This window comes from Xanthomonas sacchari, assembly GCF_024266585.1.
GTDB lineage: Bacteria > Pseudomonadota > Gammaproteobacteria > Xanthomonadales > Xanthomonadaceae > Xanthomonas_A > Xanthomonas_A sacchari_C.
Genome location: NZ_CP100647.1, coordinates 2,947,248 through 2,971,566 on the forward strand (window position 1 = coordinate 2,947,248; position 24,319 = coordinate 2,971,566).

Sequence of the window (24,319 nt, forward strand, 5' to 3'; positions counted from 1 at the left end):
GCACCGCTGTCCAAGACGCCGCCCGCACGGGCGGCGCCGCTCGTTCAAGAAACCCGTTCGCGGCCGTCGCGCCGCCGCTCAGTGCCGCGGGCAATCGACCACGTGCTGCGCGTCGTTGCTGCTGCCCAGCGCGATCCGCGACAGCGCCAGGTCCAGCGCGCCGTCGCTCTCGATCACCGGCAGCCGCTCGAGCCGGGTCAGGTCGGCACCGGCCGCGGCGAAGCACTTCAGCGGCACGCCGAGGGTGCGCCATTCGCCCTTGGGCAGCGCGGCCAGGGTCTTGCCCAGGTCCAGTTGCGCGGCGCAGCCGGTGCCGCAGGCCACGCCGATGCGCACCGCGCCGGCCGGCGCCGCCTCCACCTTCGCGGTGAGCAGCAGTTGCACGTCGCCGTTGCTCTCGCGGGAGACGTCCAGCGGCTTGGGCAGCACCAGCGCCAGCCCGGCCTTGCCGCTGCCGGACCAGACGAAGCGGCGCGCGTCTTCCTGCGCCTTGTGGTCGACGGCGCTGACCTTCAGCGCGCCGTCGGCCAGCGTCGCCGGCAGGCTCGCCACCGGCTGGTTGGCCTGGCCGCCGCCGAACAGGATCAGGTTGATGCCCGGGGCCAGCTTGCCGCGGTCGAAGTACACCCCGCCCAGCGCCTGCGCGCCGGACACGCCGGACACCTCCGACAGCCGCCCCAGATCGCCCTTGTCGTCGTAGCGCAGGCCGTAGCCGAAGGCGAACTGCGGGTTGTAGTTTTTCTGCCCGACGTTGTTGGCGAACTGCACCGCGGTGCGCGGCCAGGAGAAGCTCAGCTTGCCGTGGAAGTCGTACTGCACGCTGCCGTCGGGCTTGCGCAGCAGCACGTCGGCGATGCCGGCGCCTTCCGAGCCCGGCAGCCAGGCGGCGACGAAGGCGTCGGCGGCGTTGATCTCGCGGTTCACCCACAGCGGCCGTCCGCTCAGGAACACCGCCACCACCGGGATGCCCTGCGCCTTGAGCGACTTGATCAACTCCAGGTCGCTGTCGTCGCCGGGCTTGTACAGCAGCGTCGGGATGTCGCCCTGGAACTCGGCGTAGGGATGCTCGCCGAACACCACCACCGCCACGTCCGGCTTGCTCGTGAACTTGCCGTCCACCGCCAGTTCGGCGCTGCCGCCGGCGGCGCCGACCTGCTGCTGCAGGCCTTCCCAGATGGTAGTGCCGTTGGGATAGTCGGCGCGCTTGGTGCCGGTGCCCTGCCAGTTCAGGGTCCAGCCGCCGGCCTGCTTGCCCATGTCGTTGGCGCCTTCGCCGGCCACCAGCAGTTTGATCTGCGGCTTCAGCGGCAACACCTGCCGCTGGTTCTTCAGCAGCACCAGCGATTCGCGCACCGCCTGCCGCGCCACCGCGCGATGCTCGGGCGCGCCGAGCAGCGCGAACTTGCCGCCGAGCGGACGCTGCGACGGCTTGCCGGCCTCGAACAGGCCCAGGCGCAGCTTCACCCGCAGGATCCGCCGCACCGCATCGTCCAGCCGCGCCATCGGGATCTCGCCCGACTTGACCGCCTTCAGCGCGCTTTCGTAATAGCCCTTCCAGCTGTCCGGCGCCATCAGCATGTCGACGCCGGCGTTGAACGCGGCCGGGCAATCGTCCTTGCGGCAGCCGGGGACCTGGGCGTGGCCGTTCCAGTCGCCGACCACGAAGCCGCCGAAATGCATCTGTCCCTTCAGCACGTCGGTCAGCATGACCTTGTTGCCGTGCATCTTGACCCCGTTGAAGCTGTTGAACGAGGCCATCACCGTCTGCGCGCCGGCGGCGATCGCCGGCGGATAGCCGGCGCCGTGGATGTCGCGCAACTGCTGCTCGCTGATCCGGGTATCGCCCTGGTCCTTGCCGTCGGTGGTGCCGCCGTCGCCGAGGAAATGCTTGACCGAGGCGATCACGTGCGTGCCGTCGAGGAAGCCGGGCGTGCCGGGCACGCCCTGCAGGCCCTCGACCATCTGGCCGGCGAAGCTGGCCACCACTTCGGGCGACTCGGAGTAGCCCTCGTAGGTGCGGCCCCAGCGGTCGTCCTGCGGCACCGCCACGGTCGGGGCGAAGGTCCACTCCATGCCGGTGGTGCGGGTCTCGACGGCGGTGATCTCGCCGATCTTGCGCATCAGTTCCGGATCGCGGGTCGCGCCCAGGCCGATGTTGTGCGGGAACAGCGTGGCACCGACGATGTTGCTCTGCCCGTGCACCGCGTCGATGCCGAAGAGGATCGGAATCGCCGGGCCGGCGCCGTCCTTCTGCATCGACGCCGCGTAGTAGGCGTCTGCCAGCGCCAGCCATTGCGCCGGACTGGCGTCGTACTTGCCGCCGGGATCGGAATTGCCGCCGGCCAGCACCGAGCCGATGTGGTACGTGCGCACGTCTTCCGGAGTCATGCTGCCGATGTCGCCCTGCACGATCTGCCCGACCTTCTGCTCCACCGACATCTGCGCCATCAACGTGGTGATGCGCGCCTCCAGCGCCGGATCCTCCTTCAGCGGCCAGACCGGCGAGGGCCACAGCTCGGGATGGACCGGCGCCGGTGCGGGCGGCGGCGGAGCGACCGCGGCCGAGCGGCCGGGAGCGGCCGCGGCCAGGGCCAGCAGACCCAGCGCGGCGGCCGCGGCCAGGGCAGTGCGAAGCGGCGCGCGTGCGCCAGCGGGCTGTGTAGGCAAGAGACTCCCTCCCAGGAACGGCGACCGCATGCCATGTCGCGGCCGGACCGCAACACGGGTGTGCGGCCGGCGCCTACGCTTCCCGAATCGCCCCGCCCCTGTCAACCGCACCGACAGGTATGCCGCGATGCCACCGGGATATCGGCTGACGCTATAGCGATGGAATACTGGCTTCGCTTGTGGCGGGCCGCCTCCAGGTCGTCGACCGCGCGCCGCCGCACCATCCGCTGCCGCCGTGTTTGCTGCGGCGCAATATCAACCGGACCGCGCACTGCGCAAGGCCGCGGCGCGGCGGCCGTGTGACGCGTCGGCCGCGCCCGGTGGCGAATTTCAAACGCGTGTCACCAAGCGCGCCTAGGTTGGGCCGGGCCGGCACAGAGGGGGAGTGGCCGGTATCCCGCCCGTAATGGAGAGCCCCCCGATGTCGCATCTTCCCGATTCCGGTCGCCGCCGTGCCCTGCGCCTGCTGGCCAGTACCTCCCTGCTACCGCTGGGCAGCCTGTCCGCCGCCGCGCTCGCGAGCGGCAGCACGCCCACCAGTCTGCCGGCCAACGCTGCGCCGCGACCTGGCCGCCCGCCGCGACGGCGCGTGCGCGCGGTCAGCTTCGACGGCATGCCGGCGCCGTCGCTGGCCGACCCGGCGGCGATGGCCAGCACCAGCGTGCGCTCGCATGTCGAGGTGGTCCTGCACGACGGCAGCCGCCAGCGCTACGCCCTGGCCTATCGCCCGTTCTTCATGACCGGCGACCAGGTTCCCGACGGCGCCGGCGGCACCGTACTGGCCGGCGGCTACTACGACATCCACAACCGGCCGATCCTGGACCGCTCGGTCCCCGGCAGCGAACGCGCGTTCTTCTCGGACTGTCCCGACGGCTCCTCGCTGCTGACCCTGCCGCATGCGCACGTGCCCGGCGTGCGCGGCAACACGGTGTTCGCGGTGGTGCAGTTCGAGTACACCACGCGCGATCTTGCCGGCAACGGCACCTACCGCCAGCTGCCGGCGCCGATCGCGGTGCTGACCCTGGACCAGGATCCGCGCACCGGCCACCTGCGCCTGGTCAAGTACCACAACGTCGACACCTCGGCGGTCCATGGCCTGTGGACCACCTGCGGCGCCAGCCTCTCGCCCTGGAACACGCACCTGTCCAGCGAGGAATACGAACCGGACGCCGCCAGCATCGCCGGCAACACCCAGTTCCAGCGCTTCAGCGAACACCTCTACGGCGATCCCAAGCGCGCCAATCCGTATCACTACGGGCATCTGCCGGAAGTGACCGTGCACCCCGACGGCAGCGGCAGCATCCGCAAGCACTACTGCCTGGGCCGCATCTCGCACGAACTGGTGCAGGTGATGCCGGACCGGCGCACCGTGCTGATGGGCGACGACGCCAGCAACGGCGGCCTGTTCCTGTTCGTCGCCGACCGCGACTGCGACCTGTCCAGCGGCACCCTGTACGTGGCGAAGTGGCGGCAGCGCTCGGCCAGCGGCCCCGGCGCGGCCACGCTGGACTGGATCCGCCTGGGCAGCGCCAGCAGCGACGAGATCGAGGCGATGGCCGACGTGTTGCGCATCGACGACATCATGGACGTGGCCACGCGCGATCCGGGCGACCCCGGCTATACCCGCATTCCCTACAGCGGCGGCTTCAACTGGGTGCGGCTGCGCCCAGGCATGGAACGGGCCGCCGCCTTCCTCGAAACCCACCGCTACGCCGCGCTGGTCGGCGGCAGCCTGGGCTTCACCAAGATGGAAGGCACCACGGTCGACACCCGCGACCGCATCGCCTACTCGGCGATGTCCTACATCCAGGGCAGCATGCTCGACGGCTCCGGCGACATCCGCGTGGAAGGCCCGACCGCCGGCGCGATCTATGCGCTGCCGTTGCGCGGCGGCCAGCGCGACCATCTGGGCCAGCCGATCCGCAGCGACTGGGTGCCGGTGTCCATGAGCGCGCCGCCCGCACTGACCGGCCGCGACCTGCCGGCCGCCGATCCGCTGGGCAATCTGGCCGACCCGGAGCGCATCGCCAATCCGGACAACATCAAGTTCTCCGAACGCCTGCGCACGCTGTTCATCGGCGAGGACAGCGCCATGCACGTGAACAATTTCCTGTGGGCCTACAACGTCGACACCGGCACGCTGTCGCGGCTGCTGTCGGTGCCGGCCGGCGCCGAATCCACCGGCCTGCATGCGGTCGACGAGATCCATGGCTGGACCTACGTGATGAGCAACTTCCAGCACCCGGGCGACTGGGAAAGCCCGCTGCACGACAAGGTCAAGGCGCAGCTGGATCCGCTGATCCGCGCCAACTACAAGGACCGCTACGGCGCGGCGGTGGGCTATCTCACCGGCGACCCGGTGGGGCTGCGCCTGCACGACGCATAGGGCAGCGCGCGGCACCCCGACGGATCGCGCGAGCCGCTTGGGCTCGCGCGACCGGAGGCACACTCAGCCCTGCAACCGCGCCAGCACCGCCCGCGTCACCGGGTCGGCGATCTCGGTGGACTGGCCCTGCAGCGCCGGCAACAGCTGGCTGGCCAGGTGCTTGCCCAGCTCCACGCCGAACTGGTCGAAGGCATTGATGCCCCAGACCACCGACTGCACGTACACGCTGTGCTCGTACATCGCGATCAGCGCGCCCAGCGCCTGCGGGGTCAGCGCGTCGAGCAGGATCAGCGTGCTCGGGCGGCCGCCCGGGTAGTCGCGGGCCGGATCGTCGCTGCCCTGCCCGTTCGCCAGCGCCTCGGTCTGCGCCAGCAGGTTGGCCAGCAGCGCCTGGTGGTTGACGGTGTACGGGTCGTCGTTGCGGATGCAGCCGATGAAGTCGGCCGGCACGATGCTGGTGCCCTGGTGCAGCGCCTGGAAGAAGCTGTGCTGCACGTCGGTGCCGGCGCCGCCCCACCACACCGGCACGGTGTCGGCCTCGACCGGGCTGCCGTCCAGGCGCACGCGCTTGCCCAGGCTCTCCATCACCAGCTGCTGCAGGTAGGCCGGCAGCAGCGCCAGGCGCTGGTCGTAGGTCATCACCGCCTGCGTCGCGTAGCCGAGCAGGTTGCGGTTCCACAGCGTGGTCAGCCCGTGCAGGACGGCCACGTTGCGCTCCAGCGGCGCGCTCAGGACGTGCGCGTCGAACTGCGCGGCGCCCTCGAGCAGCTGTTCGAAGGCGTCGGCGCCGATCGCCAGGGCGATCGGGAAGCCCACCGCCGACCACAGCGAGTAGCGGCCGCCGACCCAGTCCCACATCGGCAGCACGCGGCCGGCGGCGATGTCGAAAGCCTTGGCGGCGCGTTCGGGGTTGGCGCTGACCGCGTACAGGCGCTCGCTGCCGCCCAGCCAGTCGCGCAGGATCTGGCCGTTGAGCAGGGTCTCCTGGGTGCCGAAGGTCTTGGAGATCAGCACGCCGGCGGTGCGCGCCGGGTCCAGCGTGGCCAGGGTGCGCTGCATCGCCGCGCCGTCCACGTTGGAGACGAAATGCACGCGGAAGCGGGCGCCGTCGACCGGCCGCAGGGCATCGGCGACCAGGCGCGGGCCGAGATCGGAACCGCCGATGCCGACGCTGACGATGTCGGTGACCTCGGTCTGCGCCAGCGCGTCGATCAGCGCACGCATGCGCTGCTGCACCTCGCGCGCGCTGGCGTGGGCCTGGCTGGCCACCGGCGCGCCGGTAAGGTCGCCACGCAGCGCGGTGTGCAGCGCGGCGCGGTCCTCGGTGACATTGACCTTCTCGCCGCGGAACAGGCGCTGGAAGGCGCCGGCCAGGTCGTGGTCGGCGGCCAGCGCGAGCAGCGCGTCGAGCGCGGCGCGGTCGTACTTCTGCCGCGCGAAATTGAAGTACAGCGGTCCGACCTGCAGCGCCAACGTCTCGGCACGGCCGGGTTCGGCCGCCAGCAGGTCGGGAAGGCGCGCCCCGCGCAAGCGCTGGGCGTGGGAATGCAGTGCGTCGAAACCGGTGGACTGTGTCATGCGGCCTGCTTTGGGATGCTGTGGTTGGTGTGGGTGATCTTGTTGTTGCCGTCCACGTAGACCAGGGTCGGCTGGAAGCGCGCGGCTTCCTCTTCGCTCATGCCGGCGAAGGCGGCGATGATGATCAGGTCGCCGACCTGCACGTGGCGCGCGGCGCCGCCGTTGAGCGAGATGATGCCGCTGCCCTCGTCGGCGCGGATCGCGTAGGTGCTGAAACGCGCGCCGTTGGTCACGTCCCAGATATGCACCTGCTCGAACTCGCGGATGCCGGTCGCCTCCAGCAGCAGCCCGTCGATGGCGATCGAGCCTTCGTAGTTCAGCTCGGAATGGGTGACGGTGGCGCGGTGGATCTTGGTCTTCAACAGGCTCAGTTGCATGGGACGGGACTGCGGTCAGGAAAGACGCGCAGTTTAGCAGCCGAGGGTTAGGTGGCGGTGGTGGCCGGGCCGCCTCGCCCCCCGCACCGTCGGAGCGCTTCGGCCGCGACGGGCCTACGGCAAGCCCAGGTCGCGGCCGAAGCGGCTCCCACGACGGCAACCGTGGCCTGCCCCGCTCAGAATTCCAGGTTGTCGATCAGCCGGGTACGGCCCAGGCGCGCGGCGATCAGCGCCACGCGCGGGCCGGTGTCGTCCTGCGGCTCGCTCAGGTCGGGCCGACGCAGCACGCTGTAGTCGACCTCGAAGCCGGCCGCCTGCAATTGCGCGGTCGCCGCCGCCTCCACCTCCGCGCGCGGGCGCCCGGCCAGGTGGGCCTCGCGCATCGCCCGCAGGGTGCGGTGGATCTGCGCCGCGCGCGGCCGCTCCTCGGCCGACAGGTACTGGTTGCGCGAACTCATCGCCAGGCCGTCGGCCTCGCGCACGATGCTGCCGCCCAGGATCTCGATCGGGAACGCCAGGTCGGCGACCATCTGCCGGATCACCGCCAGCTGCTGGTAATCCTTCTTGCCGAACGCGGCCAGGTCCGGCTGCACCTGGTTGAACAGGCGCGCGACCACGGTGCACACGCCGTCGAAATGGCCGGGCCGGCAGGCGCCTTCCAGCACTTCGCTGACGCCGGGCGTGTGCATGCGCAGCGCCAGCTCCACGCCCAGCGGATACATGCTTTCCACCGTCGGCAGCCACAGCACGTCGCAGCCGGCGCCTTCCAGGCCGCTGGTGTCGGCCTCGGGCGTGCGCGGATAACGGGTGAAGTCCTCGTTCGGGCCGAACTGGGTCGGATTGACGAAGACGCTGGAGACCACCCGGTCGGCGTATTGCCGGGCCAGCATCACCAGCGAGAAATGCCCGGCATGCAGGTTGCCCATGGTCGGCACGAAGGCCACGCGCAGGCCCTGGCGCTTCCAGCCGGTGACGACGGCGCGCAGCCGCGCCAGGTCGGTGATGGTCTCGATCATTTGGCGTAGGCGTGTTCGGCGTCGGGGAAGGTGCCGGCGCGCACCGCGTCGGCATAGGCGCGGGTGGCGCCGGCGATGGAGCCGCCCTCGGCCAGGAAGTCCTTGACGAAGCGCGGGCGGCGGTGGCCGCTGTCCAGGCCGAGGAAGTCGTGCATCACCAGCACCTGCCCGTCGCAGCCGGGGCCGGCGCCGATGCCGATGGTGGGGATGGCGATCTCGGCGGTGATCCGCGCGGCCAGCGGCGACGGCACGCATTCCAGCACCAGCAGCGCGGCGCCGGCGGCGGCGACCGCCTTGGCGTCGGCGAGCAACTTGGCCGCGGCGGCGTCTTCGCGGCCCTGGATCTTGTAGCCGCCGAAGGTCAGCACCGACTGCGGGGTCAGGCCCAGGTGCGAGCACACCGGGATGTCGCGCTCGCTGAGGAAGCGGATCACCTCCAGCTTGTGCCCGGCGCCCTCCAGCTTGACCATCTCCGCCCCGGCCTGCAGCAGCCGGGTCGACGCGTCCAGGGCCCGCTCCGGGGTGGCGTCGGACTGGAACGGCAGGTCGGCCACCAGCAGCGCCCGCTGCAGCACCCTCGCCACCGCGGCGGTGTGGTAGACGATGTCGTCCACGCTCACCGGCAGGGTCGAGTCGTGGCCCTGCACCACCATGCCCAGCGAATCGCCGATCAGGATCAGGTCCACGCCGTTGGCGTCGAAGGTCCGCGCGAAGCCGGCGTCGTAGGCGGTCAGCATCACCAGCTTCTGCTGGCGGCGCTTGGCCTCGGCCAGGGCGGGAACGGTCCAGGGCTTGCTGTCGGCGTGGCTGCTCATAAGCTCATGTGCTGCGGTAATGAGCCGAGCATTATCTACCGATTGGCACGATCCCGCCGGTTTCGATGCGGTCGCGTGCGTCACGCACCGTTCCATGCCCCGGGATCGCCGCCTCGGCGGCGATCTCGGCCAGCGGCAGCAGCACGAAGCCGCGCTGGTGCAGGAACGGGTGCGGCACCTGCAACCCGGGCAGGTCGATCACGTCCTGCGCGTACAGCAGCAGGTCCAGGTCCAGGGTGCGCGGGCCCCAGCGCTCGCCGGGCAGGCGCTGGCGGCCGTGGCGGCTTTCCAGGTCCAGCAGCGCCTGCAGCAGGTCCGGCGCCGGCAGCGTGGTGGCCACCAGCGCCGCGGCGTTGATGAAGTCCGGCTGGTCCTCGCGGCCCCAGGCCGGGCTGCGGTACAGCTGCGAGGCGCGCAGCAGGCGGGTTTGCGGCAAGGTGTCGAGCGCGGCCAGGGCCGCGCGCAGGGTCGCCTGGGCGTCGCCGAGGTTGCCGCCCAGGCCGATGCAGGCCTGGACCGGCGCCTGGGTCGCGGCGCTCACTCGACGGGGCTGGCGGCGTCCGGACGGCGGCGCCGGCGCCGGCGGCGCTTGGGGGTCTCTTCGCTGTCGGCCGGCGGCGCGAACGCCAGCTCGTCGCCGGCGTAGTCCACCTCCGGATCGAAGCCGCGCGGCGGCGGCGCGTAGCCGGGCTGCTGCTGCAACTCGCGCCAGTAGGCGATGTCGGCCGCATGCTCGTCCGAGGCGGACTGGCGCACGATCAGGAAATCGAACGCGGCGCGGAAGCGCGGATGCGACAGCGTGCGCATCACCCGCTTGCGCTGGCGCGAGCTGAAGCGCGACTGCAGCAGCCAGATCTCCTGCATCGGCAGCGAGAAGCGCCGCGGCAGCGCCACGGTGCTCAACTGGTGCAGGGTCACCCGGTCGGCGGCGCGGCGTTGCGCCTCCTCCATCTGCATGCCCTGCTTCTGCAGGGTCATCAGCGCGCGGCAGTAGGCCGGCCACAGCAGCAGCGCGAACAGGAACGCCGGCGACACCGGCTCGTCGTTGGCGACGCGGGTATCGGTGTTGCGCAGGCCCTCGATCAGCATCCGCCGCAGCGCGCCGCTGCGGTTGGAGCGCAGCGCCGCCGCGCTCTCCGGGAACAGCGCGGCGAGCAGCCCGTGCCGTTCCAGGCCCTCGAAGCTGGCCACGCCGTGGCCGGACAGGAACAGCTTGAGCACTTCCTCGAACAGCCGCGCCGGCGCGGCCTCGGCCAGCAGCCCGGCCAGGCGCGGGATCGGCTCGGCGGTGCCGGCCTCGATCTCGAAATCGAGCTTGGCCGCCAGGCGCACCGCGCGCAGCATGCGCACCGGGTCCTCGCGGTAGCGCTGCTCGGGGTCGCCGATCAACTTCATCAGCCGCGCCTGCACGTCCTCGAAGCCGCCGGTGTAGTCGCGCACCGAGAAGTCGTCGATGGCGTAGTACAAGGCGTTGCAGGTGAAGTCGCGGCGCACCGCGTCGTCCTCGATGCTGCCGTAGACGTTGTCGCGGACCAGGCGGCCGTTGTCCAGCTCGCGGTCGCCGCTGCCGTCGTCGACGTTGGCGCGGAAGGTGGCGACCTCGATGATCTCGCGACCGTAGACCACGTGCGCCAGGCGGAAGCGGCGGCCGATCAGGCGGCAGTTGCGGAACAACTGCTTGACCTGCTCGGGGGTGGCGTCGGTGGCGACGTCGAAGTCCTTGGGCTGGACCTGGACCAGCAGGTCGCGGACCGCGCCGCCGACCAGGTACGCGCCGAAGCCGGCCTCGCGCAGCCGGTACAGCACGCGCAGGGCGTTGGGGCTGATGTCCTTGCGCGAGATGGGGTGCTGATCGCGCGGGATCGCGCGCAGGGTGAATGGCGATGGAACTGGCGGATTGATGATGGCGCTTCCGTATCGGGTTGCGGGATTGCCGAAGGGCGGCGAGACCCATATACTAGCGCGCTGCAATCGACGCGACCAAACGCTCCCTTCGTCTAGTGGTTAGGACGTGGCCCTCTCAAGGCTAAAACAGGGGTTCGAGTCCCCTAGGGAGCGCCATCCTCGCCTCGCCTGCAGCGCAACACCGCAAAAACCCCGCCATGGCGGGGTTTTCTGCGTTCTGGGGACCCGCAAGGCAAGCGGCGGTGGGTCGAAACAGGAGCGCAGGCACCGGCCGCCCCGGATGTGATGCGCCGCGGGCTTGCCCCCTCACCCCCACAAAAGTCCGTGGCCGCCAGGCTGCCCGGATGGTCGCGGCCCGTCAGGCCGTCGCCGCGGGCCGAGTCGTTCGGCCGACGGCAGGCAGCCGCCTGGCGTCGGATCTCAGTGGGCGGCCTCGGCCAATGCACCGGCCGCCGACGCGGTCTCCGCCACCGCATCGTGCGCGTGCAGGCTCTCCAGATGCCGCACCTGCACGCGCACCTCGGCGTAGCGCGCGCCCAGCGCCTGCTGCAGGCGCCGTGCGGCGTCCTCCACGTACATCAGGTTCTCGCCGTTGCGGCGCGCGAACGCCTGTTCGTCGGCGCGCCGCACCGCCGCCTGCACCGGCGTGGCCAGGGCCTGCTCGGCCAGCGCGATCACGCCCTCCGGGTCGAAACGCACTGCGCGTGCCGACACGCCGATCCGGATCGAGGCGACGCTGCGCTGGCTATGCGGGGTGGCGTGGCTGCCGTGCTGGAGCAACCAGTCCGCGACCGCCTCGCGCGGCAGCCACGCCTCGTCCGGGTGCTGCTGCACGAAGGCCTCGCTGAGCAGTTGCCGTGCCAACGCCGCCGAGCAGGGACAGGTCGAGGAGTACAGCAGATCCACGCCAAGCCCCAGGCGGACCACGTCGCCGCGCAGCTCGGCGTCGATCCGCAGCGGATACGCCCGCCATCCGGCCAGGCCCGGACTGCGCAGCGCCGGACTGCGGCGCAGCAGTTCCAGGCGCAGCGACACCCGTGCCGCGGTCGAGGCGCAGTCGGCGTGGCTGTGCACCATCGCCCGCAGCAACTGCGACAGCCGCGACGGCGACAGCGGCTGCTGCGCGCAGTCGTCGAGGAGGCGGTACAGCCGCGACATGTGGATGCCCTTGACCTGCGCCGACGGCAGGTCCACGGCGAGCGCGGCCTGCGCCGGCACCGCTGCCGGCATCCCACCCTCCCCCGTCTCCAGGCACAGCGGCAACGCGATGCCGTCCATGCCGACCCAGTTCAGCGGGGCGGCGATCTGCGAGGGTTCATCGGTGGCGACATCGGGCAACGGCGGGGGCATCGGCAGGTTCATCGGATGGGCAAGGCGGCAAAGGAGCGAGGAGAAGGCGGTGGGAAAAGCCTCAATTGTTATAAAGTAACATATCGAGCCATCGCCACTCCACGGCACGCGTGCGGTGCCCGATGTCAGCCTCAACGGCCCCGACGACAGCAGCGTCCGCGTCCTGCAGAGCGCACGACGGTGGGGGCCGAGATCAGCGGCGACGTCTACGCGGCGGCAGTGCGGCGACGCCGACCTAGGCTGGCGCGCTCGCCCGCGTGCCGCAGGCCGGCGACAGCCCGGTGGCCTTCTTCAGCCCGGCCGTGTCTGCCGTGCCAGAACTGAGTGCGGCAGCTACGATGTGCTGCTCGGCGACGACAACCTGCATCGCGACGGCCCCGTGCCGGCCCTGGCGGGGACGCCGTGTCCAGTTGGGGCAGCCTGGACATGCTCGCCTCCAGCCGCGACCTGCAATGGCAGTGCGCCGGGCACGGCGCGCGCGCGCCGCGCCGCGCCGCGCCGCATCCGACGATGCCGGTGCGCCCTGCGCGCGCCGGCCTCCGCCTCAGCCCTGCATCTGCTCCAGTTCCTTGCCCTTGGTCTCGTAGACGTAGCGCAGCACGAAGAACACCGACAGGAACGCGGCCACGGTGTAGATGCCGTAGGCGCCGGCCAGGCCGATGCTGCCGAGCAGGATCGGGAAGGTCACGGTGATGGCGAAGTTGGACATCCACTGCGCCGCGCCGGCCACCGCCAGCCCGGAGCCGCGGATCTGGTTGGGGAACATCTCGCCCAGCATCACCCACATCACCGGGCCCCAGGACATGTTGAAGAAGATCACGTAGACGTTGGCCGCGATCAGCGCCAGCCGCCCCATGCCCGGCGACAGCGCCAGCTTGCCGGCCGCATCCAGCGAGGCGCTGGCGAACGCGAAGGTCACCAGCGCCAGCGACACCGCCATGCCGGCCGAGCCGATCCACAACAGCGGCTTGCGCCCGACCCGGTCGATCAGCACCACGGTGATCAGGCAGGCGCCGATGCTCAGCGCGCCGGACAGCACGTTGGTCAGCAACGCGTCGCTTTCGGAGAACCCCACCGCCTGCCACAGCACCGCGCCGTAGTAGAACACCACGTTGATGCCGACCAGTTGCTGGAAGGTGGCCAGGCCGATGCCGATCCACACGATCGGGCGGATCTTGCCGGTGACCTGGCTGACCAGGTCGGACAGGCGCGGCTTGTGCTGGTCGGCCGACAGCGAGGCGGAAATCTCGGTCAGCTTGGTCTGCGCCGCGCGCGCGCCGTACAGCCGGGTCAGCACCGCCAGCGCCTGCTCGCGGCGGCCCTTCACCACCAGGAAGCGCGGGCTCTCGGGAATCGCCAGCAACAGCAGCAGGAACGCCGCCGACGGCAGCGCCTGCATCCAGAACATCCAGCGCCAGGCCGGCTGCCCGAGCCACAGCGCCTCGGTGGAGGTGCCGGCGGCCTTGGCCAGCAGGTAGTTGCTGAGGAAGGCGCAGAACAGGCCGCCGATGATGGCGATCTGCTGCACCGTGGCCAGGCGCCCGCGGTAGCGCGCCGAGGCGACCTCGGCGATGTAGGCCGGCGACATCACGCTGGCCGCGCCCACCGCGAAACCGCCCATCATCCGCGCCAGCACGAACACCCCCGAGGTGTGCGCCGCGCCGGCGCCCAGTGCCGACACCAGGAACAGCGCCGCCGACACGATCAGCACCGTGCGCCGGCCCCAGCGATCGGCCAGCGAGCCGGCCAGGAACGCGCCGACCGCACAGCCCAGCAGCATCGAGGCGACCTCGAAGCCGGTGCCGGCGGAACTGGACTGGAAGGTCTCCTTGAGGCCGTCCACGGTGCCGTTGATGACGCCGCTGTCGAAGCCGAACAGGAAGCCGCCGATGGTGGCGACGCAGCTGATCAGGATGATGAGGCGGGTGTTCTCGCCGGCGTCGGCGTGGCGATCGATCGGAACACTGGACATGGGTTCACCTGGTGGCGTGCAAGGGGAGACGGCCGGCGGGCAGAAAGCGCGTGCGCGACGACGGCAAGCGCGCCGCCGCGCATCGATTTCAGCGCAGCAGGTACTGGTTGATCAGGTTCTCGTAGGCTTCCTGGCGGCCGCTGCGCTGGGTCGGCTCGCCGGCCTGCGCGGCGTGCGCGACCAAATCCGCCAGCGTGCTCTTGCCGGTGGCGAAGGCCGCACCGGCGCCGCTGTCGAAGCTGGCGTAGCGCTCGCGGCGCCATTGCTCCAGCGGCGAGGCGGTGAGCAGCGCATGCGCCACTTCCAGGCCGCGCGCGAACGCGTCCATGCCGCCGATGTGGGCGATGAACAGGTCCTGCGGATCGGACGACTCGCGGCGCACCTTGGCGTCGAAGTTGAGCCCGCCCGGGGCCAGCCCGCCCTGCCGCAGCACCACCAGCATCGCGCCCACGGTGTCGTACAGGTCGACCGGGAACTGGTCGGTGTCCCAGCCGTTCTGCGGATTGCCGCGGTTGGCGTCGATGCTGCCGAGCAGGCCGGCGTCGCTGGCCACCTGCAGGTCGTGCTCGAAGCTGTGCCCGGACAACGTGGCGTGGTTGGCCTCGATGTTGAGCTTGAAGTCCTGGTCCAGACCGTGCTGGCGCAGGAAGCCGACCACGGTGGCGCTGTCGAAGTCGTACTGGTGCTTCATCGGCTCCATCGGCTTGGGCTCGATCAGGAAGTTGCCCTTGAAGCCGATGCTGCGCCCGTAGTCGCGGGCCAGGGTCAGGAACCGCGCCAGGTGCTCCTGCTCGCGCCGCATCTGCGTGTTGTGCAGGCAGGCGTAGCCCTCGCGGCCGCCCCAGAACACGTAGTTCTCGCCGCCCAGTTCCACGGTCGCCTCCAGCGCGGCCTTGACCTGCACCGCCGCGCGCGCGACCACGTCGAAGTCCGGGTTGGTCGCCGCGCCGTTCATGTAGCGCGGGTGCGAGAACAGGTTGGCGGTGCCCCACAGCAGCTTGACCCCGGTGTCGGCCTGGCGCTGCCTGGCGATGCCGACCATGTGCTTGAGGTTCTTTTCGTACTGGCCGATGTCCTCGGCGTCCGGCGCCAGGTCCACGTCGTGGAAGCAGTAGTACGGCACGCCGAGCTTGGTGAAGAACTCGAACGCGGCATCGGCCTTGGCCTCGGCGCGGCCCAGCGCATCGCTGCCGGCGTCCCAGGGATAGGCGCGCGTGCCCGGGCCGAACGGATCGGCGCCGTTGCCGCAGAAGCTGTGCCAATAGGCCACGGCGAAGCGCAGGTGCTCGCCCATGGTCTTGTCGCCGATGCGCTTGCCGGCGTCGTAGACCTTGAACGCCAGCGGATTGTCCGAGGCCTTGCCTTCGAACGGAATGCGGCCGATGCCCGGGAAGTATTCCTTGGCGCCGGTGTAGACGGAAGTGCTCATCACGAAGTCCTGGTGCGTTGCGGGGGAAAGGGAATCACGCGGCGTACAGCGGGCCGATGGCCTGCAGATGCCGGCGGAAGCTCTGGTAGTGCGCCTGGTATTGCGCGCCGCGCTGCGCATCAGGCTGCGCGGACCGCGCCGGGTCGTCCTGCTGGTGCCGCAGCACCACCTCGGCCAGGCTGGCGCGCTCGCCCTGCGCCCAGCCATCGGCCCACAGCGCCTGCAGCGCGGCGCCGAACGCCGCGCCCTCGGCCTGCGCCGGCACGTGCACCGGCAGCCCGAACAGGTCGGCGATGAGCTGGCGCCAGCCGGCGCTGTTGCCGCCGCCGCCGGTGAGGGAGATGGCATCGAACTGCAGGCCGGCGTCGACGAAGGCGTCGAAGCCGTTGCGCAGGCTGTAGCTGGCCCCTTCCATCGCCGCACGATAGAAGTGCGCCGGCGTGGTGTTGTGCAGGTCCATGCCGGTCAGGCAGCCGCGCGCGGCCGGCAGGTCCGGTGTGCGCTCGCCGTTGAAGAACGGCAGCAGCACCAGCCCGCCGGCGCCGGGTTCGGTGGCGGCGAGCAACTCTTCGCCTTGCCCGGTCCGGATGCCGAACAGGCGCGCGATGGTCTCGGTGGCGACGGTGCAGTTCATCGTGCAGATCAGCGGCAACCAGCCGCCGCTGGAAGAGCAGAACGCGGCCCAGCGCGCCTGTGCGTCCACCACCGGGCGCTCGGCATAGGCGAACAGCGTGCCCGAGGTGCCCAGGCTCATGCTCAGCCGCCCGGGCACCACGTTGCCGGTACCGATCGCGGCCATCATGTTGTCGCCGCCGCCGGTGGCCACGCGCACCTCGCGCGGCAGGCCCAGCGTCTGCGCCGCCGCGGCGGACAGGGCGAAGCTGGTCTCGGTCGGCACCAGCGGCGGCAACGCCGCGGCCAGGTCGCGCTGCGGGTCGATCGCCTGCAGCAGCGGCGCCGACCACTGCCGGGTGCGCACGTCCAGCCAACCGCTGCCGGAGGCATCGCCGACCTCGGTGTAGCGCTCGCCGGTGAGCCAGAAATTGACGTAGTCGTGCGGCAGCAGCACCGAGGTCATTGCGGCATAGGCCTCGGGGCGATGCTTGCGCGTCCACGGCAGCTTGGAAGCGGTGTAGCCGGCCAGGATCGGGTTGCCGGCCAGTTCCACGCAGCGCTGCGCGCCGCCGACCGCATCCATGATCTCCTCGCACTCGCGTTGGGTGCTGGTGTCGCACCACAGCTTGACCGGCGCGGTGACCTGGCCCTGCGCGTCCAGCGGCACGAAGCCGTGCTGCTGCCCGGACACCGCGATCGCCCGCACCTGCGCCCGCTGCGCGGCGCTCAATGCGGCGAAGCAGGCGACGATGCCGTCGATCCACCACTGCGCCTGCTGCTCGCGGGTGCCGTCGTCGCGGCTGATCAGCTCCAGCGCATGGCCGTGGGTGGCCACCACCTGCCGGCTGTCGGCATCGTAGGCGAGCAACTTGACGCTCTGCGTGCCCACGTCCAGGCCGATGTACAAACTCATTGCCCTACCCGCCATATCGTGCGTACCGCCAAGTCCATCGTCGCTCCAGAAAAAGATCGGCGCACCGGGCAGCGCGCCAGGGACGCAGTGTAGTGCGCTTGTGCGCGCTGCTCCGCCGCGCATGATGCTGGCCGTTCTCGCAGCCGGCCAGCGCCGCGCGCGCGGCGCTGCAGTTGTACGGCGGAGGCCGTTTGCCGGCAGTCAAACATAGCGCGCGATGAAGGTAGCAATACGCCATCCTGGCGGGGTTGGCCGTCGTGGATGTACAGATTGCACGCGCTGTGCGCAGCGCGGAGCTGGCCGCACATGCATGCCGCGCGGATCCACACACGCCACCGTTTTGATGCACTGCGCAAAGCACATGCGCAAAGCGTGCGCATAGTGCGCCGGAGCACGGTCGAACATGCATCCCTTCTCCCACCGGGAGAAGGTGCCCCGATGGGGCGGATGAGGGTGCGGGCAGAGTCGGCGCGCAGTGAGGACCTGTGCCGGTTGATGGCGTCAGCGCTTCGCGCCGCACCCTCACCCCAACCCCTCTCCCGGTGGGAGAGAGGCTGAATGCGCCACGGCTGCCTGCTTCTCTGCGCTCGCAGCGATGACGCGGTTGCGGTCGCGCATGCGCTTCGTTGCATCGCCAACCCACGCAGCACGCCACGATCGCCAGCATGCGGCGACCGGGGGTGACGACGCCTCGCGCCAGGCTCATCCCGCCCCTACCACGGCGGCATGGCCGCTGCCCTTGCGTGGCACCCGCAAGGGCTGTCCGCGGTACTCCACGCTGGCGTCCGCCTCGGGTTCCAGTGCACCGGCGTCCTTGCGCGGGCCGTCGACGAAGCGCACGTGGATGGTGCGCCGTTCCTGCATGCCCGGCCAGCGGCCTTCGCGGGCACCGATGCGCAGCACGCCCCGCGCCTGGTCCCACTGCAGCGGAATGCGGCTGAATTCGCCCTTCTCGTAGCCGTAGCCGGTGCCGTCGTCCTCGTACAGCGAGAAACGACCGTCGGCGCCGGTGTAGACCACCACGGTCAGCGGCGCCTCCGGCGTTTCGTCGACGTACTGCTGCACGCGGGTCATCGGCACGATGGCGCCGGCGCGCACGAACAGCGGCATGCGCTGCAGCGGCGCGGGCGCCTCGATGGTCTGGCCGCCGGCGTGGCGCACGCCGCTGTTGAAGTCGATCCACTCGGTCCCCGCCGGCAGGTACACCGGGCGTGAGGTCGCGCCGAAGCGGGTCACCGGTGCGACCAGGAACGCCGGCCCGAACAGGTACTCGTCGTCGATGTCGGCGACCTTGGGATCGTGCGGGAAGTCCATCGGTAGGCCGCGCAGGATCACCCCGTCGCGGTGATAGGTGTCGCCGGCGAGCGTGTAGATGTACGGCAGCAGCGCGTAGCGCAGGCGGCTGTAGTACGCCATGCTGGCGTAGTACGGCGTGCCCTCCGGCGCGATGTTCCAGATCTCGCGGTACGGGAACTGGCCGTGCGAGCGGAACAGCGGCACGAACGCGCCGAACTGGAACCAGCGTGTGTTGAGTTCGCGCCATTCCGGCAGGTGCGCCGGGTCCTGGGTCTCGTAGCGCTTCTCCACGGCAAAGCCGCCGATGTCGAAGGTCCAGTTCGGCAGGCCCGACATCGACAGGTTGACGCCGGCGGAGATCTGCTCGCGCATGTCCTCCCAGCGCGAGGCGATGTCGCCGCTCCACACCGCCACGGCGTTGCGCTGGATGCCGGCATAGCCCTTACGCGAGAGGATGAACACGCGCTTGCCGTCGGCGGCACGATCGCCGGCATAGACGCCGTGGGTATGCGGCAACGGATAGGCGTTGAAGAATTCGGTGGACGGCCCCAGCGCGGTCGGCGTGGTGCGTGCCTTGCGCTCGGCGATGTCCAGGTTGGAATGCACGTCGGGCTCGTCGGCATCCAGCCACCAGGCATCGATGCCCTTGCGGTTGAGTTTTTCGTCGATCTGCCGCCAGTAGATCGCCTGCGCGTCGGCCGCATACGGGTCGTAGAACGCGTTGGTGTAGCCCTTGCCGATCCAGTCCAGTTCGCCCACGGCGACGTTGCGCCGGTAGATGTGTCCGGCCGCGTCCAGTTCCTTGTAGTGGGCGGTGCTCGGATAGAACTTCGGCCAGACCGAGATCATCAGTTGCGCATGGCTGGCGTGCACCGCCTTGACCATGCCGTCCGGATCGGGGAAACGGCTGCGATCGAAATCATGCGAGCCCCAGGCGTTCTCCGGCCAGTACGACCAGTCGAGCACGATGTTGTCGATCGGCAACTGGCGCCGGCGGTACTCGGCCAGCGCGCCGAGCAGTTCGTCCTGGGTCTTGTAGCGCTCGCGGCTCTGCCAGAAACCGTAGGCCCACTTCGGCAGCAGCACCGCCTTTCCGGTCAGTTGCCGGTAGCCGGCGATGACCTGGTCGGCGTTGTCGCCGGCAACCACGTAGTAGTCGATCATCTGCCCCGCTTCGGACCACAACGACAGGTCGCCGGCCTCGGCCGCCGGCAGCGGATCGCGATGCAGCAGCGCGATGTAGCTGGGGTCGATCAGGTCCCACTCGACCTTGAGGGTATGCCGCTGGCCGGGCTGGAGCTGCAGCGCGAACTCGTGATGCCAGGGATTCCAGTTCTGCCGCCAGCGGTCGATCAGCAGCTTGCCGTCGACCCACAGCCTGGCGTACTCGCTGGCATACAGCGAAAAGGTGTGCGTGCCGCCGCGCGCGGCCTCGATCTGGCCTTCCCAGCGCACCTGCATGCGGCGCTTGTCGCCGGGCTTGGCCTGGGCCGGATACGTGGCCAGGTCCTTGATGTATTGGTAGTCGATCTCGGATTCGCGGCGTTCCAGCACCGGCTTGCCGTCGATCGCGTAGTGCGCGGTGAGCGCGCCCGGCGTGCCGTACGCGTCGTACAGGCGCAGCGTTGCCGGCAGCGGCTGCAGCCCGCGCGGATCGCCGAAGCGGGTGATCGCGTTGTTGTCCCAGAGGATGCCGTAGTTGCGGCTGGACACCAGGTACGGCACCGCCATGTCGAGATTGCTCTGCAGCAGTTCGATGTTGTGGCCCTTCTGGTTCATCCAGCCCTGCTGGTGCTGCCCGAACCCATAGAACGCTTCGTCGGGCGGCGAGACGAAGCGCTGGCGCACGCTCAGGTAGGAGCGTCCTTCGACCTGCAGCGGCGTGAAGCTGCGCCCGCCCGCCACTTCCGCCAGCAATGGCGTGCCCTGCGCATCGGCGAAGCCGACATGACCATCGACGGTGGAGACCTGCGCGGTCAGCCTGGCGGTCTTGAGCTGCACCGTCTCGCCGTGTCGTTCCAGCGCGAAGGCGGTGTCGCCCTGCACCGGCACCCGCATCAGGCTCGGCGTGCGCTGGAACGCGCCAGCCGGATCGGCGCTGACCCGGACGATGCCGCGGTCGATCACCTGCAGGCGCACCGGCGCCGCCCCCTTGGCGCTGGGACGCACGGTGACGCCGTCGGCATCGCGGGTCACCTGCTGCGCGGCGGCGGACCACGCGACAAGCGCCAGCGCCAGCGCCAGCAGCAACAGGCGACGCAACGAGGGCGGCAGGTGACGGTTCGCGTTGTGCATGTTCACTCCTTGGATGGTCGCGCAGCGCGGCGCCGTGAGCGCCGCCGCGTCGTCAGTAGGTCGCCAGCGTGACGCGCAGCAACTGCGGCACGTCGGAAAAATTCAGGCCGTAATCGGTCTGGTCGCCGTTCCAGTTGCGGCGGAACCGCCAGTGTTCGCCCTCGTAGACGCCCTCCTCGACCCGGTCGTAGAGCATGTTGGCGGTCGCCGCGCTAGCCGGATGCAGGGTCACCCGCGCGTGCTGGGCGGTGACCAGGAAGGTGTCCGGACCGAGCTCGGCGATCAGTGCCGCGCCGATCGGCGTGGGATTGCCGGGCGGCTCGCCCTGGAACCAGAACTGCGGCACGCCATAGGTGACGGTGGCGCGCCAGCGCGCGTTGAGCGGCAGCTCCTGCACCGCCTGCCCCGGCGCCTCGGCGGTACCGTGCAACTTGCCCGCGGCCGCGGCCTTGGCGAACACGCGCATGCCCATGCCCACCGCGCGGTAGCCCAGCGCGAACGGCGCCAGCGCCTGCGCGTCCACGCGCTTGGCGCCGAGCGGATAGTTGGAGTAGCCGCTGTAGTCGATGCCGAAGGTCGACCAGCCGATGCCGTCGTGGCCCAGCGCCGGATACAGGTAGCGCGCGTACTCGGGGCGGTTGCCGGTCTCGGCGACGAACAGCGCGTTGTCCGCTCGCGCGTAGCGCTGCAGCACCGTGGTGTACAGCAGGTACTCGGGCATGTAGATGTCCGGCGCCAGCAGGTCGATGTGCGGCGCCGCCGCCTTCCAGACATCCAGCATGTTGTCGGTGGGGCCACCGCTGGCGTACTGCCCCGGCTGGCCGGGATTGAACGGGCCGCGCAGCGCCGCGTTGACGTAGATCGGCAAGGGATACGCGGCCTTGCCGGCCTCGGCGAGGCGGTCGATGAAGCGCGCGATGTGCCAGGCGTGGAAGATCTCGTCGGCATCGGCGCCGAACACCTGCGCCCAGCTGCCCGGCGGCTTGCCGAGCCGCTGCAGCAGGGCTGGCGGCACCGGGCCGTCGAACACGCGCTGCGCCATCGGCGAGAAGTCGCGCACGCTGCCGTAGGTGCCCGGTTCGTTCTCCGCCTGCACCAGGATCACGGTGCGCTGCGGGTCGGCCTGGCGCAGATGCCGCATCAGCGCGACGAAGGCGGTGCGGTCGGCCTCCAGCGTGGCCGGCGCCAGCGGCGACAGTGAACCCAGGCGCCGCCCGTCGCGGGCGACCACGCGCGGAAAACGCGCATCGTCGGTCTTGACCCAGTGCGGCGCGTAGTTGGGACCGTTGTTCTTCCAGGTGCCGAACCACAGCAGCACCAGCCGCACCCGCTGCGTGCGCGCCTGCGCCAACAGAGTGTCGACGAAGGAGAAATCGAAACGGCCTTCTTCCGGCTCCACCTGCTCCCAGGCGATCGGCACCTGCACCGTGTTCGGCCCCAGTGCGCGGATCGCCGGCCACACCTGCGCCAGCGCCGCCGGATAGTTGCTGGAGTTGTTGACCTGCGCGCCCAGGATCAGGAACGGCGCGCCGTCGACCAGCAGCGCGTGGCGGCCGTCGCTGCTGACCAGGCGCGGGATCGGCGCCCCTACCGGCGCCGAGGGCGCGGCGTTAGCGGCGCCCGCGCGCGCCGGAGCCGGCGGCGCATCCGGCGCAGCCTGGCAGGCGGCCAGCAGCAGCGACAGCAGGCACGGCAGCCGCCAGCGGCGGCGCGACGCGCGTGGCGGAGACCCGATTCCTCGCATGCGGCGCGTGCCCTGCCTCACCAGCTGTCGGTGCGGAACGGGCCCACCGGCAACTGTTCGCGGTTGACCAGGTTGGCGTCCTCGGGGTTCTCGCTCCAGGCGTAGCGCAGCGCCTGCGGCTGCGGCACCTCGTCGCTGCGGACCACCACCTGGTCGCCCTCGATGCGCGCCTGCGCCGGGTGGAAACGACGATCGGCACCGGCCAGGGCGAAACCGCGCAGCGTATTGCCGCCGCCGCGGACCGCCAGATTGCTGCCCATCATGTCGAACACCACCCGCGCCTGGCCGTCGGCGAACGTGGCGCGCGCGAACACCGGCGCGCTGTAGACTAGGGTTTCGCCATAGGCCACGTGCCGCGCGACCAGCGCCAGGCGATGCCCCACGTCCTGCTTGTTGGTCGGATGGATGTTGTCCGGCATGCCGATGTCGATGGTCACCGCCTGCCCGGTCGCCGGCAGCGCCAGCGTCCTGGTCTGCGATTCGCGCAGCTGCGCCCACGGGCTGAGGTCGCCCTGGTCGTTGCCGGCCTTCCAGTTGGCCAGTTGCACCCACAGGAATGGCAGTTGCGGCTGTCCACGCTCCTGCCGCCAGCGCCCGATCAACGAGGCGAACTGCTCGCGGTAGCGCAGCGCGCCGTACGGGTAGGCGTTGCTCTCGCCCTGGTACCAGATCACGCCCTTGACCGGGAACGGCTGCAAGGGATGGATCATCGCGTTGTACAGCAGCGTCGGGACCTGGTTCTTGTCGTCGTTGGCGGCCAGCGTGACCTTGCCCGGGCGGAACCGCCAGTCGCCGGCCAGCGCGCGCGGCTGGGCGCCGTCGGGCTGCACGAAGAACGCTGCCGCATCGCCGGAAATGCCGCCGAAGCCGCCGGTATCCACGATCCGGATCGCGATGTGGTTGGCCCCGGCACGCAATGCCGACGGCGGCACACGGTAGCGGCGCGGCTCGGTGTAGCGCCCTTCGGTATGGCCGACTTCCACGCCGTTGACATAGGTGGTGTCGGCATCGTCGGCCGGCCCGATGCCCAGGACCGCGCCGGCCTTGGCTTCGGCCGCGCTCAGGGTGAAGCTGCTGCGGTACCAGGCGACGCCGTCCATGCCGACATAGCCGTGCTGCTCCCACAGCCCCGGCAGCGGCTGGCGGTCCCAGTCGCGGTCGTCCAGATCGGCGGCGGCCCAGCCTGCATCCGCCTCCGCCGCGGCCGGCTGCGGCCAGCGCGCCAGGCGCCGCCGGGTCTCGCCCAGGTCCTGCGCGTCCTTGGCCTGCATCTGCGCGATGCGCGTGCGCAGCTGCGCCGCGTCCACGCCGGGCGAGGCCGCGTCCATCCACGCCTCGATCGCGCTGCCACCCCAGCTGCTGTCGATGATGCCGATCGGCACGCCGGTGTGCTGGCGCAGGTCGCGCGCGAAGAAATACGCCACCGCCGAGAACGCGCCGGCGGTGGCCGGCGTCGCCGCGACCCAATTGCCCCCGGGCAGACGCGGCTGCGGCTGCGCCGCCCACGCCTTGGGCACCTTGAAATTGCGCAGCTGCGGATCGATCGCCGCCGCCACCTCGCGCGCGCCGTCGCGCGCCTGCGCCAGCGGCCACTCCATGTTGGACTGGCCGCTGGCCAGCCACACGTCGCCGATCAGCACGTCGCCGATGCGGCGCCGGCTGCCGTCGCCCTGCACCTCCAGCACGTACGGGCCACCGGCCGCATGCGCCGGCAACTGCAACCGCCAGCGGCCGTCGGCACCGGCGACCGCGCTGGCGCTGGCCCCGTCCAGGCGCGCCTGGATGCGCGCGCCGGGCGTGGCCCAGCCCCACAGCGGAATCGGCGCATCGCGCTGCAGCACCGCGCCGTCGTCGAACAGCAAGGGCAATTCCAGCGCGGCCGCGGCCGGCCAGGACGCACTCGCCAGGGCCAGCAGGGCCAGGCGGCGAACGGTGGGGAACAAGGGGACGGCCATGAGCGG

15 protein-coding genes and 1 tRNA gene are annotated in these 24,319 nt (G+C 70.7%); 2 read left to right on the forward strand and 14 right to left on the reverse strand.

Translation table 11 applies throughout. The annotated features are described in order from the left end of the window. Positions 1–78: 78 nt before the first annotated feature. On the reverse strand, positions 79–2,667 hold the full coding sequence (locus tag NKJ47_RS12210) for a glycoside hydrolase family 3 protein (protein ID WP_302329792.1): 2,589 nt from the start codon (positions 2,665–2,667) through the stop codon (positions 79–81). A 421-nt stretch (positions 2,668–3,088) separates the two neighbouring features. Between NKJ47_RS12210 and NKJ47_RS12215 the strand changes: the two genes are divergently transcribed. Further along, entirely contained in the window at positions 3,089–5,053 is a 1,965-nt protein-coding gene (locus tag NKJ47_RS12215) for a PhoX family protein (protein ID WP_254458162.1), read from the forward strand. Between the two features lie 63 nt (positions 5,054–5,116). On the opposite strand, the gene pgi is transcribed toward NKJ47_RS12215, so the two are convergent. The 6 genes from pgi to pcnB all read right to left on the reverse strand — a co-directional run bounded on the left by pgi (position 5,117) and on the right by pcnB (position 10,795). Beyond that, positions 5,117–6,631: a glucose-6-phosphate isomerase gene (pgi, locus tag NKJ47_RS12220; RefSeq protein ID WP_254458163.1), complete on the reverse strand. Its 1,515-nt coding sequence runs from the start codon at positions 6,629–6,631 to the stop codon at positions 5,117–5,119. After that, positions 6,628–7,008 (reverse strand): aspartate 1-decarboxylase, encoded by a 381-nt coding sequence (panD, locus tag NKJ47_RS12225; RefSeq protein WP_160946600.1) that lies wholly within the window; start codon positions 7,006–7,008, stop codon positions 6,628–6,630. Before panD ends, pgi begins: the two co-directional genes overlap by 4 nt. Positions 7,009–7,184: 176 nt before the next feature. Then, positions 7,185–8,024 carry a pantoate--beta-alanine ligase gene (gene panC, locus NKJ47_RS12230; protein ID WP_254458164.1) on the reverse strand — a complete coding sequence of 280 codons (840 nt, stop codon included), beginning with the start codon at positions 8,022–8,024 and terminating at the stop codon, positions 7,185–7,187. After that, on the reverse strand, positions 8,021–8,839 hold the full coding sequence (gene panB / locus NKJ47_RS12235; RefSeq protein ID WP_254458165.1) for a 3-methyl-2-oxobutanoate hydroxymethyltransferase: 819 nt from the start codon (positions 8,837–8,839) through the stop codon (positions 8,021–8,023). Before panB ends, panC begins: the two co-directional genes overlap by 4 nt. Before the next feature lie 31 nt (positions 8,840–8,870). Beyond that, positions 8,871–9,380, reverse strand: coding sequence for a 2-amino-4-hydroxy-6-hydroxymethyldihydropteridine diphosphokinase (folK, locus tag NKJ47_RS12240; protein ID WP_254458166.1), 510 nt, complete (start codon positions 9,378–9,380; stop codon positions 8,871–8,873). Further along, positions 9,377–10,795 (reverse strand): polynucleotide adenylyltransferase PcnB, encoded by a 1,419-nt coding sequence (gene pcnB, locus NKJ47_RS12245; RefSeq protein WP_254461413.1) that lies wholly within the window; start codon positions 10,793–10,795, stop codon positions 9,377–9,379. The genes folK and pcnB overlap by 4 nt, the downstream gene beginning before the upstream one ends. Positions 10,796–10,825: 30 nt before the next feature. Between pcnB and NKJ47_RS12250 the strand changes: the two genes are divergently transcribed. Beyond that, positions 10,826–10,900: transfer RNA gene (locus NKJ47_RS12250), tRNA-Glu, on the forward strand. A 264-nt stretch (positions 10,901–11,164) separates the two neighbouring features. Here the strand turns inward: NKJ47_RS12250 and folE2 are convergent. The 7 genes from folE2 to NKJ47_RS12285 all read right to left on the reverse strand — a co-directional run bounded on the left by folE2 (position 11,165) and on the right by NKJ47_RS12285 (position 24,313). Next, positions 11,165–12,094: a GTP cyclohydrolase FolE2 gene (gene folE2, locus NKJ47_RS12255; protein WP_254458167.1), complete on the reverse strand. Its 930-nt coding sequence runs from the start codon at positions 12,092–12,094 to the stop codon at positions 11,165–11,167. 544 nt (positions 12,095–12,638) lie between these two features. Then, positions 12,639–14,066, reverse strand: coding sequence for a sugar porter family MFS transporter (locus NKJ47_RS12260; RefSeq protein ID WP_254458168.1), 1,428 nt, complete (start codon positions 14,064–14,066; stop codon positions 12,639–12,641). 88 nt (positions 14,067–14,154) lie between these two features. Next, positions 14,155–15,495, reverse strand: a complete 1,341-nt coding sequence (xylA, locus tag NKJ47_RS12265) for a xylose isomerase (RefSeq protein WP_254458169.1) — start codon at positions 15,493–15,495, stop codon at positions 14,155–14,157. Positions 15,496–15,529: 34 nt separating this feature from the next. Then, positions 15,530–17,023, reverse strand: coding sequence for a xylulokinase (gene xylB / locus NKJ47_RS12270; RefSeq protein ID WP_254458170.1), 1,494 nt, complete (start codon positions 17,021–17,023; stop codon positions 15,530–15,532). A gap of 702 nt (positions 17,024–17,725) precedes the next feature. After that, entirely contained in the window at positions 17,726–20,614 is a 2,889-nt protein-coding gene (locus NKJ47_RS12275) for a TIM-barrel domain-containing protein (protein WP_254458171.1), read from the reverse strand. Positions 20,615–20,666: 52 nt separating this feature from the next. Beyond that, on the reverse strand, positions 20,667–22,358 hold the full coding sequence (locus NKJ47_RS12280; RefSeq protein WP_254458172.1) for a DUF5597 domain-containing protein: 1,692 nt from the start codon (positions 22,356–22,358) through the stop codon (positions 20,667–20,669). A gap of 17 nt (positions 22,359–22,375) precedes the next feature. Then, complete coding sequence (locus NKJ47_RS12285) at positions 22,376–24,313, reverse strand: sialate O-acetylesterase (RefSeq protein WP_254458173.1); 1,938 nt, start codon at positions 24,311–24,313, stop codon at positions 22,376–22,378. Positions 24,314–24,319 lie beyond the last annotated feature (6 nt).